Origin of the sequence: Methanothermococcus thermolithotrophicus DSM 2095 (assembly GCF_000376965.1) — an archaeon.
In the GTDB taxonomy this organism is placed as follows: domain Archaea; phylum AGJL01; class Methanococci; order Methanococcales; family Methanococcaceae; genus Methanothermococcus; species Methanothermococcus thermolithotrophicus.
The window spans coordinates 55543-75359 of sequence record NZ_AQXV01000052.1 but is presented as its reverse complement, the minus strand read 5'-3'; the positions used below and the strand labels follow the sequence as shown (position 1 = coordinate 75359).

Genomic DNA, 19817 nt, shown 5'->3' with positions numbered 1-19817 from the left:
TGAGAAACCAGCGAATCCGAAGGATTCGTACAGTTTCGAATGGAATGAGAAACCAGCGAATCTGAAAGATTAGTATGGTTGTTTATCGAATTATCTTCTTCGAATAAAATATTTCCTTCTTTATCTGTTAAAAATACCTTGGGGCCGCATTTTGGACAGCATGTAGCCTGGGCATGGAATCGCCTATCCATCGGGTTTTCGTATTCTTTTAAACAGTCGTCGCACAATGGGAATTCTTTCATTGATGTATTTTCTCTATCGTATGGGAGTTTTTCAATAACTGTAAATCTTGGACCGCAGTTTGTGCAGGCTATAAATGGATATTTGCATCTAACGTCGTTTTTATCCATCATTTCCTTTAAACAGTCGTCACAGATTGCTATATCTGGAGGTATTGTTCCCTCTTCATCTTCTGGTGATTTTTCACTTTTTTCAATACTAAAATTATCGTAAGTGCCTACCAAATCATGCCCAATATCCTTTATTTTTATTTCATTAATTTGAGATAGTGGGGGTTTTTTGTTTTTTAAATCATTTAAAAAACTTTTTATGCTGTTTTCATCCCCCTCGACAACTATTTCAACGTAATTTCCCATATTTTTAACGTATCCTTTTAAACGGTTTTCTTGGGCTATTCTGTAAACAAAAGGCCTGAATCCCACTCCTTGAACTATGCCCTTTATGATTATGTTTTTAATGGCCATATTATCCTCCAAGTAAATGGATAAAATTCTAATTACAAATATAGTGATGCGCAATTTCAATGAACTAAATAATACATTAAAATTAAATAACTGTAGTGAATATGCCCATGTTTCAATTTAGCAGTATATATTTACGTTCAAATAAAATTTACCTACATTTATTAGTTAAGTAAATAATGCACACCACTATAAATTTAACTGCTAAAAAAACAATGTTTTTTATTATACAAACTAACTATCAAAATAAGTATTATATTATGAGTTCAAAAAACTATCGAAAAAAATATAACACATATCATTACATTCATAATTTTTTTTAACTTTAAATCATTATCATTTATATACTAGTTATGATAATATAATATCGGGGGAATTTACCTAATACCTGAGTATAGATTCGTAAGAAGTCTACCACCAAGTGGTTAGATAAATTGATTCAGGGAGGGGAAGTTTGAAGTTACGCTTGTAGGGAATGCGTAAAAACTAAAATGGATATTATTGTATGGGGCAAGAACTTCTGCCCCATGGTAGAGGTGTTAACTGGTGCAAATACATTTCTTTTTTCTACTTCAACACACCTCCTTTTTAAATCTCTCTTTTAAAATATTGATATCAAATTTAATATAAAATATAAAAAATAGTTTATTTATTTAAAAATCTTCTATATAAGCAACCAGGGTAGTTTGAACATCCTAAGAATTCTCCTTTTTTGGTTTTTATCATTTTTAATCTTCCACCACACCAAGGACAGGTATAATCATCAATTTGCTTTCTTATTTCATCTATAACTGAGAAACCTGTGGTACACAGCCTCTCTCCATTATATCTGATAATACTATTTTTGGTATCTACATATATCAAATAGTTTTCAAATAGTGTAGTATCTTCTAAATCTATTATTATTTTGTTGTCATTAACTATAAAACCGGGTGTGATTTCCATTTTGGTTTTAAGTGGAAGTAACCAATACCCTTGCCCTGAATAGTTGAATAGTTTTGATTTATATTTTAATCTACCAATTAACCAGTTGTAATCTCTGTTTGCAATATACTGGGCACTTTCTTCAATGGATTCAAACATGTTTCTATCTTTCATCCTTTCTAAAACTTCTTTGGTGTGTTCATCATTTTTATTGTATTCTTCGAGTAGTGTTTTTTTAAATGTGTTTATAAATTCTTCCTTGCTAATTTTAATACATAATAAAAGTCCATTGAATCCATTGGCAACCACGTATTTTTCTTTTCCTATTATTTCATTTCTATCGAATTCAAAGTAAAGCCTGGCGTTGATGAATTTGTTACCGTTGTTTGAAGTTCCTTTTTTTAATATGAATTTTTTCCTACAGTTTCCAGCTACTCCATAGTGGAAAACAGGTTTTTTACCATTTTTAAGCCCTACAATGGATATAAGCCCTTCTGGTACTTCCCAGTTCTGATTCCAGGTTTTTTTACATAGCTCTGTAACATTAAAATGTATATTGCTAGGTAAAATTCTAAATAATTCGTCCATCATAATTTCACCTTTAAATTCATAATAATTTAAATAATAATTAAATGGGTTTTTGAATTTCTTCAAAGAGCTCTTATTTTAAATGTCTTTGAAAACAGGGTGATAGTTTTTAGACATCTAAAAATACTGGTTTAGGCAATTTTTCGTTTTCACATTCAATAACCATTAAATAAGGTTTGGAATTTTTCAGATAGTATTTAACGTTTTCCCCAATATCTTCGATATTCTCAATATAGACATTATCGATCCCATAAGCATCTGCTATTTTATTGAAATCCGGATTTTTTATATCTCCAAAAACGTTTAATCGATTGTTTTTCATAACTATAATAAGTATTTTTAAGTTATTTTCTGAAATCGTGGCTAATTCCTGCATATTCATCTGGAATCCGCCATCACCATTTATTGAGACTACTTCTCTATCAATTTTGTAATCTAAACATCCAAATTTAACTCCAATGGCACATGGAAGTCCAAATCCCATGGTTCCCATAGAATGGGATGAGATGATATTTCTCGGAGCTACACATTTTTTTAGTAAAGATACAAAAACCGTATGGTTTCCAGCATCTGTGGTTATTATGGTATCCTCAGGTAGATTTTTAATTATTTCATTAATCTTTGAGGAATAATCGAGTAAAACCTCGATTTCACAACCTTTCACTTTGTTTTGGTCTCCTAATTTTATGTTTTTATAATTTTTTGCTTTATCATCTATTTTTAACTCTTTAGAGGTGGTTTCATTAACATTATAATCCAAACTATTTAATTCTTCCATTAAAACATTAATTTCATTTATATTGTTGATTTTAACCTTTAAATCAATTATCTTTGGAAAAATTCTATCCCTAATGCTTTCAGGTATCGTGTTGTATGAAAAACTAGCTCCAATTGAGAAAATTGCATCACATTCTAGAAGATAGTTATTTGCTAAATAAGTTCCTCTTCTTCCAACCAATCCTAAGCATTTTTCATTATTTTCATCAATAACGCCCCTTGCAGGATAAGTTGTTGCAATGGGGATGGTACTGTTTTTTAGTATTTCATTTATTTTTAACATTTCTTTATACGATAACTTTCCATAAATACCTTGACCTATAAGTAATAATGGTTTATTAATGTTTTTGGTTTTTATTATATGCTGATAGGTACTATCCTTGCCATCAATATTTTCATGAATGCTGTTTCTATGGGATATATTATAGTTTTCCAAATTTGAATTTAAAACATCCGCTGGAATGTTTAAATGAATAGGTTTTTTACTATCCAGAGTTTCGGAAAATGCCTTTTCAAAGTAGTTAATATCGCCAGAATCTATGAAGTATCCTTTATATATATTCAAAAAATCCATCGGCATCTCTTGAAAGTAATTTTTATCTAAATATTTGCGGTTGCATCTTCCGGTTATATAGATTACCGATGAAGAATCTTTATATGCCGTTGCTATTCCCGTTGTTAAATTGGTAGCTCCCGGACCTGCAGTGGCTAGACAAACACCTAAATAGTTTGTTATTCTACTGTAACCATCCGCTGCATGAGCTGCGGCCTGTTCGTGTCTAACCATTATATTTTTTATGTCGGAGCTCTCATTTAATGCATTGTATAGTGGTAAAATTTGTTCTCCAGGGTACGAAAAAACTGTTTTTATATTTTTTTCCTGGAAGAAATCCAAAATGGCATTGTAAAATTTCATATTATCACTATTTTTAAGTATATTTTATTTCATTTTCAATCCTACGGATTTCTTTTTCCCTGTTTTTCCACCAATTCCTACTCCATATTCTAACGATTTTCCAGCCTTTCATTTCTAAGAACTTCTGCCTATACATATCTCTTTCTTTTGCACTTCTTGAACTGTGGTATGTTGCACCGTCGCACTCTATTCCTAATATGTATTTATCCTCTTTTGGATGTTTTATTGCTAAATCTATCCGGTATTTTGAACATCCAACCTGAGTGTAGGCTGTATGCCCTCTTTTTGTTAATTCATCATAAACTTCCTCTTCAAATGGGCTATCAAATTGTAATTCATTTAATTTTTCAATATTGCAAAGTGAATTCAATATTATTTCGGCGTTTGCATAGTCTCCATTAGATATAAATTTCACATACTGCATATATTTTTTTAGCAATTTTGGACCTTCATTTTTTAAATTTTCAACTTTTAATTCATCTGGTTCAATTGATGTAATTATTATCACTTTTTCCTTTGCCCTCGTTATTGCAACATTTAGCCTATTTTCTCCACCAACTCTACTTAATGGTCCAAAATTATACCTCAATCGACCATCCTTGTCTTTTGCGTATGCCGTTGAAAATATAATAATATCCCTTTCATCACCCTGAACATTTTCAATATTTCTAACAAATAGACTCATATCTTCATTGTCTTTTTTAAGATTTAAGGATTTTTCATATAGTATCCTAAATTCATCATCCTCTGATGCTTTTCTTTCCAGTTCATCTATTATTAAATCCCTATGCTCAGAATTGAAGGTAATTATTCCTATGGATTTTTCACTGTTTTCATTTAATAGTTCATAGACTTTTTCAACAACTTTTTTAGCTTCCACATAGTTTTTTCTATTTTCCCATCTACCATTAACTTTTATAAATTCAAATGGTCTTCCTCTGTGTTTATTTGGTGAAATTGCTATTTTACCATTATAGTAAGCATAATTTGAAAAGTTTATAATCTCTTCATATTTTGCCCTATAGTGGTATGACAATAACGCCGTTGGACATCGTGTTTTACAGAGCTCTAACAATGACTTTGCTTCGAGCTCATCTATACCTTCAATTTCATCATCATCGTCATCAAAGGAAGCCTTGAAAAAGTCAGTTGGTGGCAATTGTTTCTCGTCCCCTGCAATTACAAATCTTTTAGCCCTATATAGTGATGGAAGGGCGTATTCCATAGGCATTTGCGAAGCTTCATCGTATATTACAATATCAAATAATCCCTTTTTTAATGGGAATATTGCTGAAACTACATCGGGAGTTGTCAGCCATATTGGGATTATATCTAATACATCATTTTCATATAGTTCTATTATTTCTTTTAGTGGTTTTCTTCTTCTTTTTTTATTTGCTTCATAAGGTATTTTGTTTTTTGCTTCTTTACATGGTGCAATGTTTTTTAGTACTGCGTTTAAATGTTTCTTTGTTTCTTGGAATTTTTGAGAATATAACTCATTTAACTCCTTTTTAATATCTTCATAATTGTCTATTTTTTTGACAGTCCTGAATACTTTTGAATTTTTCTCTATATTGTCAATCCAAATATAATAATAAGTGTTTAAAATATTATCCTTATCGTATTTGCTCAAATAATCAAATAATATCAATTCTGCATTATTTTTTAAATCATCTTTCAATGTGTCATAATATCGTATGTCATCAAATTCATCAGTAACATACTCTAAAATTTCCATCATTTGATTATTTCTCAATGTTTCAACATTGTTGAAATATCCAGATAGCACTTTTAAATTTTGTTGATATTGTGTATGCAATTCTCCAAAACTTTTTAATTTATTTAAGGTTCTTAAAATTTCGGTTTCATTGTTTAGCAATTCTTGGAGCTCGAATTTCGGTTTTAACCTATAATATATTTTCCAAATTAATAATTCGTTTAATTTTTCCTCTTTCCAATTTTCAATTGTAGTTCTGGTTAATTTTTCAGGAATATTAAAATTGTCATCCAATGATTCTAATGATTTGTAAATTTTATACAATTCCTTAAAGCCAATATTTGATTTATTTTCTAATTCCTTAACTATTTTTTCGGAGCTCCTAAATTCTGAATTGAATAATTTCGATATAAATTTTGATACAAATAATTGTTTAGAATATTTACCATATGTTATTAAATAAGTTTCATTCTGTTTTAGTTCATTATAATTAATTTGAGAGTTGTCGGGGATTATTAGCTTATCCAATATTTTCAATTGACTTTCAAAACTAGATATTTTATTTTCTAGAATTTGGCATTCTAGTTTACCACCATTAAGCAGTTCAATCAACCTTTGAATATCTTGCATATAATTATAAACTTCATCTAATAATTTATGATTATATTCTTTTTTGGTGTAGTTAGGTATTTCAAAATGTTCAATGGTTTTATTCAATTTAATCAGTTGTTCTAGTAATTCTTCAATTTTTTCTTTATCAGTGTATGCTAAATCTTTCCAATTTTTTCTTAATTGCATAATACCATTGCCATATTTGGCATATGGTAATAATTTTTCCAATTTACTTAGAGAATCCATTACTTCATCATATTTATATTTTAAAAAAATATTTCTAAGTTTAGATTCTTTTACAATATTGTTTTTATCTTTATTTTTAGAGTACAGTTCAAAAAGAGAGAGCCCACATTCATATTTTTTTCCTAAAATCTCTTTTAATTCATTTAATTCTTTTATTTTTTCATCAATTTGGTTATTTATTTTTTGTAGTTCATAATCATTATAATAATTAGGAATATCGCACTCATTGATAATTTTTTCCATTTCTTTAAGTGTATGATTTCTATCTCGTGCATAATCTTCAATTAATACTGCATTTTTAATCCCTACTGCATCTAACCTATTTTTTACCACATCAAGAGCCGTCTTTTTTTGACATACCATCAAAACTTTCTTTTTATCCTTCACAAACTGACTTATTAAATTAACTATTGTTTGTGATTTCCCAGTTCCCGGGGGGCCATGTATTACTATTCCCTTATTATTTGAGTTAACAATTGACATTATACTGGCTTCTTGACTTGGATCAATGTCCGATATAAAATATTTTTCATTTTCACTAATATCGTCAATATCTATTCCATCAAATTCATAATCTGAATTACCGTTTAATAAATAACTAATTAATCCCAAATCATCTAATTTCATAAGTTTTTCATAGTCTTTTGCAATGGCATTTGAAAATTGAACGAAAATTCCTAATATCATATAATTTCTTATTCTAAAAATTTTCTCATTATTTAAGTTTGATAATATCTTCATAATCTTTGCTGTTTTTTGATTTAAATCAGTTTTTTTTATTAACTTGGTGTTTATTATCCCTATCTGGTCGTTTTCATCTACCAACCTAAAAATTTTCTCATCATTTAAGTTATCAGAAAATTTTTCAATGGTTGCTTTTGGTAATTCATCACTTATAAGGATATATTTTGACAATACCTCTAGAATCTTTGCTATTCTTTGATTTAAATCGATTTTTTTATTAACTATGATGTTTATTATCTCAATTTGGTCGTTTTCATCTATTGACTGCCCTAAATATTTTTCAATAGCAAATACTAATGATTTATTAAATTGAATGCCCATATCAGTTTGAGGAGTTAATTTAATTATCTGAGTCTTTCTATTTGTAGTTAAATCTACTGGAAACAATAATAACGGTGCTTTTATGGTTGCATCTCCAATTTTCCCTTCGATAAATGGATATCCAATATATTCCACATGCATTCCACTCGTCCTTTTTATCAAATCTGCCTCTTGGTCGATTTTTCGCAATTTTTTATAAATCTTTTCTTCATTATCCCTTCGTTTTAGATTTTCCTCAGTCGATTGTTTAAATATTCCAATTTTAAATAAATCATATTCTTTACATGAAATAGTGTAATCAACCAAGGCCCCCTCATTGAAGTTATACTCACAGAGCTCCGATAGGTCAAAGAATTTTTTAGTCAATTTTCCTAAATTTAGTGTTTTATTATTTCGTCTGATATTTACTAATCTATCTCTATATTTCGATAGAATATTATCCATATATTCCCCCCCTCATAGTTTTGTTAATATTTATTAATACAATAATCAATTTTATTTTTATTTAGAATCTCTTTTATACGATATAATGTATCATCATAGGTTAAGTTTTTATTTTTCAGTTTTTTCCCCAATATCTTTCCAACGTCGTCATCTTTCCAGTTTTTTATTAAAAAGATATTCGAACCTTCCGTAATTATTGGATCTTTTAAAATATCGTCCCTATCTCCGTCTGTGATTCCTATTATTTTTATCCCAAATCTAGCTAAAATGTCTCCACAAATTGTTGTTGTATCGTCCCCTATTGTTATAACTATGGGGTTGGTTTTATTTTTTATATACTCTAGCACGTCTTCTCCAGCATGATTTATGATGATAACTTCTCCCCCCTTTTTATCGTTTTCATTTTTCTTTGTTATTTTCATTTCTTTTTTATTTTTCTTAATATTCGGAGGATGTCTTCTTAAAATTCCAGTCTTTATAATGGCTTTTTCTAAATTGATTTTACCGAGTTTCTCAACACCATGCCATTTAACTTCCCCATTTATTATATCCACTATTTTTCCGTCTTCTTCGACTATGGTTATGTTATTTTCAAGGGCTTTTCCAATTATTATTCCATTTAGCATAATCGTTTCGTTTTTATCTACCCCATGAACTTTCCTAAATGTTTTATTGCCATCTTTCCATGTATTTAGTCCTTCACTTATGCAACTTTCAACTTTTAAATTTAATTTTTCAGATAGGTAATTTATTAAATTATTTAGTTTATCTGAGTTAGTAGCATTATTATCCCATATTAAAATTGTTCCGTCTTTTTCACCGGGTCTTTCTATCTGTATTATTGGTTTATCAACATTCGCCCTGCTTACAACTATTTTTCCAAAGGTATGTCCAGTTTCCTTTGATTTACCATAGTTCATTAAAATTAAAATATCGTTATCGCTTAGTTTTTTTAAACACTGGGATGGCACCATTTTTTCAGATATATCTATAATATTTTCTAAATTGTTATCGATAACCGCCACCCTTCCCATCGTACCCCCTAGTTTAACCTTTAAATATGTGGTTTCACTGAATTCTTCCAGAAGTTTTAAAATCTTGGAAGCATAACCGCTATCTATAATTTCCGGTCCATGAATTACTACGCCTATTTTCATAATATTCCTCAATGCGTTATTATGGTCGTTCCACTAAGTTATGTGGTATTATTGTATTGAAAATAGCCTCGAATATATTATGCAAATATATTTGGAACGACTATATTTTAAGTTATTTGTCATCTAGTATTTTTTTGAGTTCTTCAAGCTGTTTTTTTGTTCCAAAGGCGCATATTATATTATCTTTATCCAAAACAGTATCTGGACCTGGATTAACTAATAGTTCATTTCCTTTTTTTATTGCCAATATTGTGGCACCGGTTTTTGGTCTTATTTTAGACTCATAAAGTGTTTTACCTACGATTCCAGATGTTTTAGGTATTTGAAACTTTCCTATTTCCATATCTTGAGATGTATCCATCAAACTACTTACAAAATCAAAAACTTCAGGTTTTAAGGACATTTCTGCTATTCTTGAACCGCCGATATCGTATGGTGAAACTACTCTATCCGCCCCAGCTTTTAGCAGTTTGTCAACTGTGTTCTTATTTTCGGCCTTGGCTACAGTGTATATATTTGGATTAAGTCGTTTTGCAGATAGTGTTATAAAAACATTTTCAGCATCTGAATCAACGACAGTAATCAATCCTTTGGCCCTCTCAATACCTGCCTTATATAAAACATCGTCAGATGTTGCATCCCCGACTACATATATTAGGTTAGGATACTTTTCCAATATTTCATCAACAGTTTGCTGATCTTCATCTATGACAACAAATGGAACTCCTGCATCCTTAAATTTTTTAGCTACGACTTTTCCAAATTTCCCAAAACCGCATATTATGTAGTGGTCACTTAATTTTTTCAACCTATTCTGCATTTTTTTCAACCTTATGATTCTTTTAAACTGCCCCTCAATAAAAAATCTTGCAATACCTGAAAAGGTATATGCAACAGCACCGACGCCAGATACAACGATAATTAATGACAGCAATTTTCCTAAAAATGTTTGAGGAGTTACATCCCCATAGCCAACAGTTGATACTGTTATTATGGAGACATAGAGTGACGTAAATAAATCCCATCCCTCAATATGCATCCATCCAATGGTTGCAAAAATAATAATCATACCAATGGTAATTATTCCAACTTTTATCTGATTTAAAGCTTCCATTTTCTCATTCCACAACTGTGAAAGTTAGTTAGTTATATTTATATTTTATGTTTATATCGCTCATTCGCAGATAATGTAGTTATTCAACATAATTTTTTAAAATTCCTATGCCTTCGATCTCTGCCTCAACAATATCTCCTTTTTCCAACTGGCCAACCCCTGGAGGTGTACCTGTTGATATAATATCTCCAGGGTATAACGTCATTATTGATGATACAAATTCAACGAGCTCGTCAACTTTAAATATCATATTTTTTGTGTTTGACTTTTGCTTTACCTCCCCATTTAACCTGAGCTGAATATCCAAATCATGAGGATCCAAGTCAGAAACTATTTTTGGACCTATTGGACAAAAAGTATCAAAAGATTTGGCTCTTGTCCATTGGCCATCTTTCTCTTGAAGATCTCTTGCCGTAACATCGTTTAATATAGTATATCCTTTTATATGCTCCATCGCATCTTCTTTTTTTACATTTTTACATTCTTTTCCGATTACTATGGCCAATTCAACTTCGTAATCCACTCTTTTTGATATTTTCGGCCTTACAATTGTATCGTTATTGTATATTATGGCAGATGTTGGTTTTAAAAAGATTATCGGCTCTTTTGGAATTTCCATGTTAAGTTCTTTCGCATGATCTATGTAGTTTAAACCAACGCAGATGATTTTTGTTGGTTTTAAACTTTTCATATCATCCATAATTTCACCTTATTCACTAATGTATCGTTACAATTAAATGACAAAACCTATCCAATAAAAAATTCAAACTTTAATTTCTTGTATTATATTTGGTGTTGGCAATTATGTATCATTAATTTTGAAGCGCAAGATAATCATTCATCAACAAATACAACTTTTCCATCTTCAACATCTATTTTAACCAGTGTTTTTATTTTGTATCCTGTTTTCTCTTCTACTTCTTTTTTTCCTTCGCCCCTGTCTATTATACACACTATATCTTTTATTTCTGCTCCAGCTTTTTCTAATGCCTTAATTATGGCTATTAAAGTTCCTCCAGTGGATATTACATCATCCAAAATTAAGACTCTATCTCCTTTTTGGATTCCGTTTAAATATAGCTCCCCTTTACTGTATCCAGTTTCCTGATGGACTGGAATTTCTCCTTCTAACTTGTATTCCCTCTTTCTCATGATTACATAGGGTATGTCTGTAAATAGCGATATGGTGGTTGCAATTGGAATGCCCATGGCTTCTGCTGTAACTATTTTATCTATGTCCATATCTGCCATTTTAATTATTCTTGTGGTAACTTCCCTCAAGAGCTCTGGTTTAACAACTGGTACCCCATCTGAAATAGGATGTATGAAGTATTCGTATTTTCCTCTTTTTACTGTCGGGCATGATTTTAACGATTCTTCTAATATCATAATGTATCCTCCTATAAGTTAGAGTATATTTATCGTAACGATAAATAATGTATTAAATGTATCTTTGATTTTAAAATTATTAAATTTGTAGGTTTGAATCTTATGGATTATTTACGTGTCATAATTTACATGCCATACGTATTTTTAAATTCAGAGAGCATGACCTCTACAGAATAAGCTGCCCTTGTTATTCCCATACTTCGTGGGTCTGCGTCTGTACCTACAACAAAGAAATTATCTTTTACCTTAGGATAAACAAAGAATTGACCTACAGAGCATGAAGCTTGTTCAGGTATGTGTTTTTGAATATGAATCATATCTGATTTATCCAAATCTATATTCATTTTGTCTTCTATTATGCCCAAGGCATCTTCTTTTTTTACATTTATAAATGAAAAACCCATTAGGTGTTTTCCCTTTGGCGCTAAACTTTTATCGTAATTTGATGTAGTTGTGGCCCAGCAGGGGTGATCTATCCAGACTTCAGAACCTAAGTAAGGAAAACAGTTTTTTTCATGACCTACCCAAACGGTTAAGGACTCTGTAAATTTTATATTCTTTAATTTATTGCGGTGTTTTTGTATATCGTCAATTTTTGCAATATCTGGAAGGGTTCTTGAAGGGGCAGAATATACAACAACATCTGCATAATAACTGTTTTCTTTTGTTTCTACAATGTATCCTTTACCTTCTTCTACAATTTTTATAACTTCTTCATTTTTTATTTTGGTTGTATTCATTGAATAGGTTATACAGTTGCATATGGACTGAACACCTCCAACAGGATAGCCTTGGGTCCAATATCTATTTCTATTTATAAATTTGGCTATGTATCGCTTAGAACTGTTCTTTATGGATGTTAAAAATCCATCGTTTAAAATTCTCATAATTTTTTCAGTACCAAATTTTTTGAATATGGCTGATTTTAGTGGGTTTATCTTCATATCCTTGTAGATGAAAGGTAGTATGTCGTCTTCTGGAATATATCCTGCCCCCGTGAAAAGCCTCCATAATGGCGTTTTTTCCATATCCTCCCCACTTAGGAAGAATGATATTGTATTGAAGAAATCTATAGATGTATCGCTTAAATTCAGGTCCCTCACAATATCGTAAACAGAACTATCTTTTGTAAAACCTGTGGTCATCAAGTCCATGATTTTTGTAGTAATTAAAATTTTGTCACGGTGTGGGATTAGATTTGTAGTCATCCATTCATTCATAGATACAGGTATTTTGTGTAATTTATCCGTTCTAACATAATAATCTCCGTATTCTCTGAAATTAGGAATATATCTTGCATAGTTGTTCAGCAATCTTGTCAACGGTCCATCATTTAACATAGTTATTGCATGAACACCGATATCAACAGTGTAACCATCTATATTTTCACTCCTACAAAGGCCTCCTACTTTATCTTTTTCAAGTACTAAAACATCATGACCTTCTTTTTCCAGTGCAAGAGCTGATAAAAGGCCAGAAGTACCTCCTCCCACCACTACAATCTTCATAGTATCACCATAACATAAAGTCGCCTGACGGTTAATTGAAAAGATTTATTTCCATTTTTAGAATAACAGGCTCGTTAGGAATTCTAAGTTACTATTTAGAATATTATTGATTTAAGATATGTTCGTAACCTACTTTTGTCAAACGACTGTATCTAACATATAATAACAAAAAACAAAGTATTTAATAGCATTATAATAGCATTAGTTTAATTATTCTTTAATTCTACATTTAGTTTTTCATTCTCTCTTTTTTTAGTCTTTCTTTTATCTTTTTACCGATAGTCATTATTTCAATGTTTTCCAAAGGTTTTGGAATTGTCCCTTCATTATTTTCATAAATTTTTTTTGCGAGCTCCCTATACACTTGGCTTATTTCGTCATTAGGATCGTATTCTATAACAGTTTTTCCTTCTATTTCTGCTTCAGGTATTAAATGGGAGTTTGGAACTTTCCCTACGATATTTGCACCAAGTTTATCTGCAAATTCATTTACAATGTCGTATGCATCCATGGACCCTCTTACGTTATATATTAATCCTCCTAATTTGCTTCCTCCTCTTTTAACGAATTCACTTATCCCGCGACATATGTTGTTTGCAGCATATATTGCCATATAATCCGATGATGTAACAACATAGATCTGTTCTGCAAGTCCCATTCTTAGTGGCATGGCAAATCCACCACATACAACGTCCCCTAAAACATCGTAGAGTACAATATCGAGTTTTAAATCCTTATATAAATTCATCTTTTTTAAAAGATCTATTACCACAATTACTCCTCGTCCTGCACAACCATATCCTGGTTTTGGCCCTCCTGCTTCAACGCAGTAGATTCCATTGTACCCTTCATAAATGATGTCGTTAATTTCTATCATTTCTTTTTCTATTATGGTTTCTAAACCTAGTTTGTCCAGTCCTTTTTCCCTAAGGATATCTAAAACTGTTGGAATTTCCTGTCCGCCCCTTAAATTTGAAGTACAATCATGCTTTGGATCACATCCAACGACCATTACTTTTTTACCCTGATCTGCTAGAGCTGCGGCAATGTTGCACACTGTGGTGGATTTTCCTATTCCTCCTTTTCCATAAAAAGCGATCTGTTTCAAAATATCACCTTTATCATGTAATTATTTATCGTGTATTGCGATATTATGGTTAATTATCTGTCTTTTTATATACATGAATATATCTTGTTAAACTCTTGTGTATATATAGCTCATACATTTCCATTAATTCCAGGTCTAAATTTATTTTTCTTGACGATGCAAAAACCAAGTACCCATCTTTTTTCAAAACATCTCCTAGATTGTTTAAAATTTCTTCAATATTCCCTTTTGCAGAGGTTGAAATTCCATAGGGAGGATCTGTAACTATCCCATCGACATATTTAACATTCAACTGCTTTAAAAAGCTCTTAATATCTCCTGCGTTCCATTTTTTTATTGAGATTATATGCTCTGTAAGATTGTATGATTTGAGATTTAGGAGAGTTCCGTTTACCATATCGTCGTCAATGTCGCTTCCAATTAATTTAAGTCCCATAAAACCTCCTTCGATTAAAAACCCTCCAGTTCCACAGAATGGATCTAACAATACATCTCCCTTTTTAAGTCTAGATAAATTAACTAAACACCTTGCAAGCTTTGGTAAAATACATCCAGGATGAAAATATGCTCTTAGGTGAGGCCTGTTTTTTTGAAAGTATTCTTTATCTCTTTTTTCTAAAATTAATGCCAAGTATATTCTATCTTTTAGTACAACCACCCTTACAACTTTTAACGGGTTTTTTAGTTTTACCTTAGAATCAGTTTTATCCTTAACTATCCTTCCGAGCTCTCTTTCAACATCCATTGAGTTTATTGTACTCTCTTTATCAATTTTTAAAACACGAACTGCAAAGCTATCTTCTGGAGATAAGGGAATTTCTAGATCTTCGACTTTTTTATAGAAATCTTTTAGCCATTTATCGTCATTTTCTGTATTGCTGTCATTGATTTTATACTCTAAAAGTATTAAATGTCCTTCGTTTAAATATCCTCCTCGCTTAATAATTTTTTTAATAATCTCGGAGGTAAACTTACCTTCTAAAACGTAATAATTCCCAAAAATATCTATATTATTTATATCGATTTCATAAACATCCAATAAAGCTTTTAACTCTGCGAAAGGTAATTCTTCATGTTCTCCACTGAGTAAAAATCCTGCTTTAATATTTTTAATATTTTTAGATTTTTCCACAATACCACCATTAAGCTTAAATCCTAAAGATTTAATAATATACTCATCCAACAAAATAATAATTATATTTATATTAAATTCTTTAACTCCACAGTTTTTAAAAATTTATTTTATTGTATAATAATGTTTAAAATTTTAATAAGAATCAATTCAAATCCTATCTAAAAATAACATATAGTTGTCTATAGTCGTTCTAGTCGTTCCCCGGATAATTCAAGCATAGATTAGATTGAAAAATTCCAATGCTCGACAAAAACCTTTGGTTTAGTTGAGGTATCAGTAATTCCTTTGAATGTATCCCAATACTTATGCAAATTGTAAATTGTAAATGTAGATTGTAAATATTGTGGAACGAACATACCATTAGATGACCCTAGGTTAAGTTAAGTATATATGTGGTGATATTCAACTATGAAGCTATTTATTTACCATGCAAACCAGTGTGATCCAAAGAGATGTACTGCATTAAAAATGGGCAGGTTGGGAAAGGCAAAGATAATAAACAACCACTACAAAATACCAAAAGGAAGTATATTACTCAATCCTTTTGCCGAAAAAACAGTTTCCGTTGAAGATCGTCCTATAATTGAAAAATATGGGATACTTGCACTGGACTGTTCATGGAAACAGGCAGAAAAAATATTTAAAAAATCTGGGACAAAAAATCAGCGTAGTTTACCATTTTTAATAGCAGCAAACCCTGTTAATTATGGAAAACCTTGTAAATTATCTACCTTAGAAGCATTTATAGCAACACTATATATCACAAACTATAAAAATGATGCCATCTCTTTATTAAATGGTTTCAAATGGGCAAATGCTTTTATAGATGTTAATAGTGAATTACTTGAAAAGTATCGTGGTAAAACATCAGATGAAATAATCAAAATTCAGAACAAAGTTTTAGGAAAACTTTAAGATAAATCCCTTCAGGATTTATTACTCACGGCTTTGCCGTGATGAAAAAGGATGACTAAGCCTTTCGATCCAACCTCCTTTTCTAACGGGTTGGATACAAAGGTCCGCTAACTTTGGCATCTAAGCCTTTAAAAAAGCTTAATGAGATTTTGAAAGGAAACAATAGGTGATTTAAATGGCTTTTGAAGAAGCAATAAAAAGAATTTTTATGAAAAAAATCTGCATGAGATGCAACGCAAGAAACTCATGGAAAGCTAAAAAATGTAGAAAATGTGGATACTCAAAGTTAAGACCTAAAGCAAAAGAAGCTAGAGGATAAACCAAACAATCTTTTTGTTATGCTCTATTTTTTTATCTATTTTTATTTTTAAAAATTTTTAAAGTATAATAAATTTAAACTTATTCTTTTCCAATTACTTCATGTACTATCTTTTTAAATATTTCATCATTTATTTCTATTCCTTTTTCCCTGGTGGCTTTTATTTTCTTTACAATTTCCCACATGTCCTCTCTTGTAGCATCCATCCCTAATTCATTTAATCTATGAGCTACAGCTTTACATCCAGAATGTTTTCCAAGTATTATTTCCCTCTTCTGACCAATTTTTTCAGGTAGGAATGGTTCATAAGTTAGCGGATTTTCAAGAACTGCATCTACATGTATTCCACTTTCATGATAGAATACCATTTCTCCAACTATCGGTTTGTTTTCAGGAACCTTTATTTTTGAATATTTTTCCACCAGTTTAGAGAGCTCAGTGAGCACTTCTATATTTAGGCCCATATCAACATCATAGAGTACTTTTAAAGCCATTACTATTTCTTCCAAAGACGTGTTTCCTGCCCTTTCACCTATTCCATTTACTGTGGTTGAAACAGCTTTAGCCCCCCCAATTAAACCATAAATTGAGTTTATAACTGCAAATCCAAAATCATTGTGGCAATGAACACCTATGTGTGCTTTTTTTAGATTTTTACTTAATTCCGAACATATGAATTCCATAGACTGTGGTGTGGCACAACCTACTGTATCCGCAATATGGACCCTATCTGCACCGTGTTCCTCTGCATTTTTATGAATTCTTATAATATCTTCGATTGGAGTTCTTGTAGCATCTTCAGCTGAGAAGGCAACAAATAATCCATGGTCTTTTGCATACTCTATTGCTTTCATTCCCATTTCTTCTACTTCATCAAGAGTTTTATTAAATTTATACTTCAAATGGAGTGGTGATGTAGCTATAAATGTTATTATACCATCTACGTCACATTTTAATGCTTTATCAATATCATCTTTTAGAACCCTACATAGGGCAAGTATATCAGCGTTTAAACCTTCATTGGCGATTGATCTTACTGCATCTCCCTCTTTTTCGGATACTACTGGAAATCCTGCTTCAATTTGTTTAATTCCCAATTCATCTAATTTCCTAGCAATTTCTAGTTTTTCTTCTTTGGAAAAACACACACCTGGTGTTTGTTCTCCATCTCTTAATGTTGTATCATACAGATAAATGTCTTTTAATTTTAATTTTGGGTTATAAGGTGATACTGCTTTCCAATCCATAATAATACCTCTATTGATGATTTAACAATATATATTGGATTTATTAGTTGGTATCAACTATTAGTCGTTAACGATTTAATAAATATCATCTGAAACTAGGATGGATAAATATGGTGTAATTTCGTTGACGACTGCGACCACACGTGATCTAAATAAGTACAATTATCATAATTTATTACCATAATTTAATATGATTTGAGATTAATCCTTAACTTCCAGTATGTATAGGGTATCCCCACTTTTGATCTTTTTGAGAACATCTGAATTTTTTACTATTTTAGCAACAACATTGGTTCCTTCAAAGGATTCACCAGTAGGACCGTATTTGTCACTTTTACTTAGTCTAACTCCTATGTATCCCTTATATTTCTTCACCATGTTTGTTACCGCTATGTAACCTCCGTCCAATGTATCTTGAGGGGTGTTTTCGGGTAACAATCCCTTTGCATATTCCAGATTTCTTTCAAACATTGCCATATCCTTGTGACTTAGATATACCTTTAGTTTTCCTATTCTCTTTGTGGTTAATCCTGTAGTTTTTCTAAAGTACCATGCTGTTACAGGGGCGTCTTCATCGAATATTTTAATGTAAAGAATATCATCTGGAGATATTCCTTTTGTGGTTACCTCTCCACTTTTTATAATATCCATTGTATATTCGGGGCTTTGATCTACAACAATCGCATCTTCATCAGCTATTCCGTCTAAATTATGTTTAATATTATGCTTTTTAAACAGTTCTTTAGCTTCTTTTTGGGTTTTACCAATAGCGTTTAATCTCTCGGGTTTAGTCAATACCGTTATTATACCACTATCTGAAAAATCAACTAAATCCATTCCTTTGGTTATTTTACCTACTATCGTATGGGATAACGTGGAAACCCTATTTTCCTTGTAAATATATACCTTCCCTACACCAGTTCCTGTGTTTCTAACAGATATAACTCCTCTATCCCTATCCTCAAAGTTTTCTTCATCAATTAATAAAGTCTGCAATCTACAGTCAGCGACATAAGTATTTGTATGCTCTGTAACTTCGAAATAACCATCTTCCATAATTGCAAGGCTGTGTTCAACGCTTTTTGGTGGTCCATCAAATTCAGCTTCAGAGTAGGTATATATTTTCCAGCCGTCCTGTAGCTTAGTGTTTAAATCATTAGTTACAACGTAATCTATTTCCTCTTTAGACTCCCTTAATGGCTCAATTGATATTATTTTATCTTCAGGTTTTAAATTGGATAAAACCCTTTTTCCACCGATTAATATACCTATTTTTGGATTTTCAAGACCATATACTTCTTCCAGGTCTTTTCTAATAAAAACAAGGTGTCCCTCATTTTTATCAAGTCCAGAAATACTTAAAACAACGTCCCATTTTTTTAATTTTTTCTTGTCGGCACTTACGTTCAAGTCTATTGTTATCGCACCAAATGCTAAATCCGATACTCCTTTCCATCGTAAAGTTTTATTTTCAAAGGATTTGTAGTTTTTATTCCAGAACTCTACAGTTTCGTTATGTTCCGTTATTACAAGAATCATGGGCCCTTTGGTAGTTAATATTCTATATTTTTTTGATTCTTCTTCTACCTTTGTTTTTACCCCTTTGATAATTACAATATTGGCCCCTTCAACATAAGGTTCCCCACTTATGACATCTTTAAGAAGTTTCCCTGACTTTGGTTTATCATTTACAAGTACTTCCATAAATCATCAGCTCCATATCCTAATCAGATCATAATATATAGTAAGATAATGTTAATAATATCATTGTTTTTTAAATTATATTAATTTATCAAAACTATTTTATACTTAAATGAGATATCATATAAGCTAATCGTACCATATCTATATATATTGCATTTTAAATATTTTATAAATTGAACAAACTTTGATTTTTGTCAATTTTATGGTTCTGAGTATGGTGGTGTGTAT

15 protein-coding genes are annotated in these 19817 nt (G+C 30.9%); 2 read left to right on the top strand and 13 right to left on the bottom strand.

What is annotated here, in order from left to right:
• The 11 genes from F555_RS0106415 to F555_RS0106365 form a co-directional block, all read right to left on the bottom strand.
• On the bottom strand, positions 1-704 hold a 704-nt coding region (locus tag F555_RS0106415), incomplete at its 3' end, for an acylphosphatase (RefSeq protein WP_026182993.1).
• 642 nt (positions 705-1346) lie between these two features.
• A complete protein-coding gene (locus F555_RS0106410; protein WP_018154401.1) occupies positions 1347-2216 on the bottom strand; it encodes a topoisomerase DNA-binding C4 zinc finger domain-containing protein in 870 nt (289 codons plus the stop codon).
• Between the two features lie 106 nt (positions 2217-2322).
• Complete coding sequence (locus tag F555_RS0106405; RefSeq protein ID WP_018154400.1) at positions 2323-3906, bottom strand: thiamine pyrophosphate-binding protein; 1584 nt, start codon at positions 3904-3906, stop codon at positions 2323-2325.
• A gap of 13 nt (positions 3907-3919) precedes the next feature.
• A complete protein-coding gene (locus F555_RS09240; protein ID WP_018154399.1) occupies positions 3920-7993 on the bottom strand; it encodes an AAA domain-containing protein in 4074 nt (1357 codons plus the stop codon).
• 23 nt (positions 7994-8016) lie between these two features.
• Positions 8017-9150 (bottom strand): DUF2117 family protein, encoded by a 1134-nt coding sequence (locus F555_RS0106395; protein WP_018154398.1) that lies wholly within the window; start codon positions 9148-9150, stop codon positions 8017-8019.
• A 112-nt stretch (positions 9151-9262) separates the two neighbouring features.
• Positions 9263-10264 carry a potassium channel family protein gene (locus F555_RS0106390; protein WP_018154397.1) on the bottom strand — a complete coding sequence of 334 codons (1002 nt, stop codon included), beginning with the start codon at positions 10262-10264 and terminating at the stop codon, positions 9263-9265.
• A gap of 79 nt (positions 10265-10343) precedes the next feature.
• Positions 10344-10964 (bottom strand): fumarylacetoacetate hydrolase family protein, encoded by a 621-nt coding sequence (locus tag F555_RS0106385; protein WP_018154396.1) that lies wholly within the window; start codon positions 10962-10964, stop codon positions 10344-10346.
• A gap of 134 nt (positions 10965-11098) precedes the next feature.
• A complete protein-coding gene (gene hpt, locus F555_RS0106380) occupies positions 11099-11653 on the bottom strand; it encodes a hypoxanthine/guanine phosphoribosyltransferase (RefSeq protein ID WP_018154395.1) in 555 nt (184 codons plus the stop codon).
• 125 nt (positions 11654-11778) lie between these two features.
• Positions 11779-13161, bottom strand: coding sequence for an FAD-dependent oxidoreductase (locus F555_RS0106375; RefSeq protein ID WP_018154394.1), 1383 nt, complete (start codon positions 13159-13161; stop codon positions 11779-11781).
• Between the two features lie 229 nt (positions 13162-13390).
• Entirely contained in the window at positions 13391-14269 is an 879-nt protein-coding gene (gene nifH, locus F555_RS0106370; RefSeq protein ID WP_018154393.1) for a nitrogenase iron protein, read from the bottom strand.
• Positions 14270-14318: 49 nt separating this feature from the next.
• Entirely contained in the window at positions 14319-15401 is a 1083-nt protein-coding gene (locus F555_RS0106365; protein ID WP_018154392.1) for a THUMP domain-containing protein, read from the bottom strand.
• Between the two features lie 411 nt (positions 15402-15812).
• On the opposite strand from F555_RS0106365, the gene F555_RS0106360 reads away from it, so the two are divergent.
• Both F555_RS0106360 and F555_RS0106355 read left to right on the top strand, forming a co-directional pair.
• Complete coding sequence (locus F555_RS0106360; RefSeq protein ID WP_018154391.1) at positions 15813-16319, top strand: DUF367 family protein; 507 nt, start codon at positions 15813-15815, stop codon at positions 16317-16319.
• Between the two features lie 175 nt (positions 16320-16494).
• Positions 16495-16638 (top strand): 50S ribosomal protein L40e, encoded by a 144-nt coding sequence (locus F555_RS0106355; protein WP_018154390.1) that lies wholly within the window; start codon positions 16495-16497, stop codon positions 16636-16638.
• An 80-nt stretch (positions 16639-16718) separates the two neighbouring features.
• Here F555_RS0106355 and F555_RS0106350 read toward each other — a convergent pair whose 3' ends face one another.
• Positions 16719-17885: a homocitrate synthase family protein gene (locus tag F555_RS0106350; protein ID WP_018154389.1), complete on the bottom strand. Its 1167-nt coding sequence runs from the start codon at positions 17883-17885 to the stop codon at positions 16719-16721.
• A gap of 201 nt (positions 17886-18086) precedes the next feature.
• Positions 18087-19589, bottom strand: coding sequence for a methyl-coenzyme M reductase-associated protein Mmp3 (mmp3, locus tag F555_RS0106345; RefSeq protein ID WP_018154388.1), 1503 nt, complete (start codon positions 19587-19589; stop codon positions 18087-18089).
• Between the last annotated feature and the right edge of the window lie 228 nt (positions 19590-19817).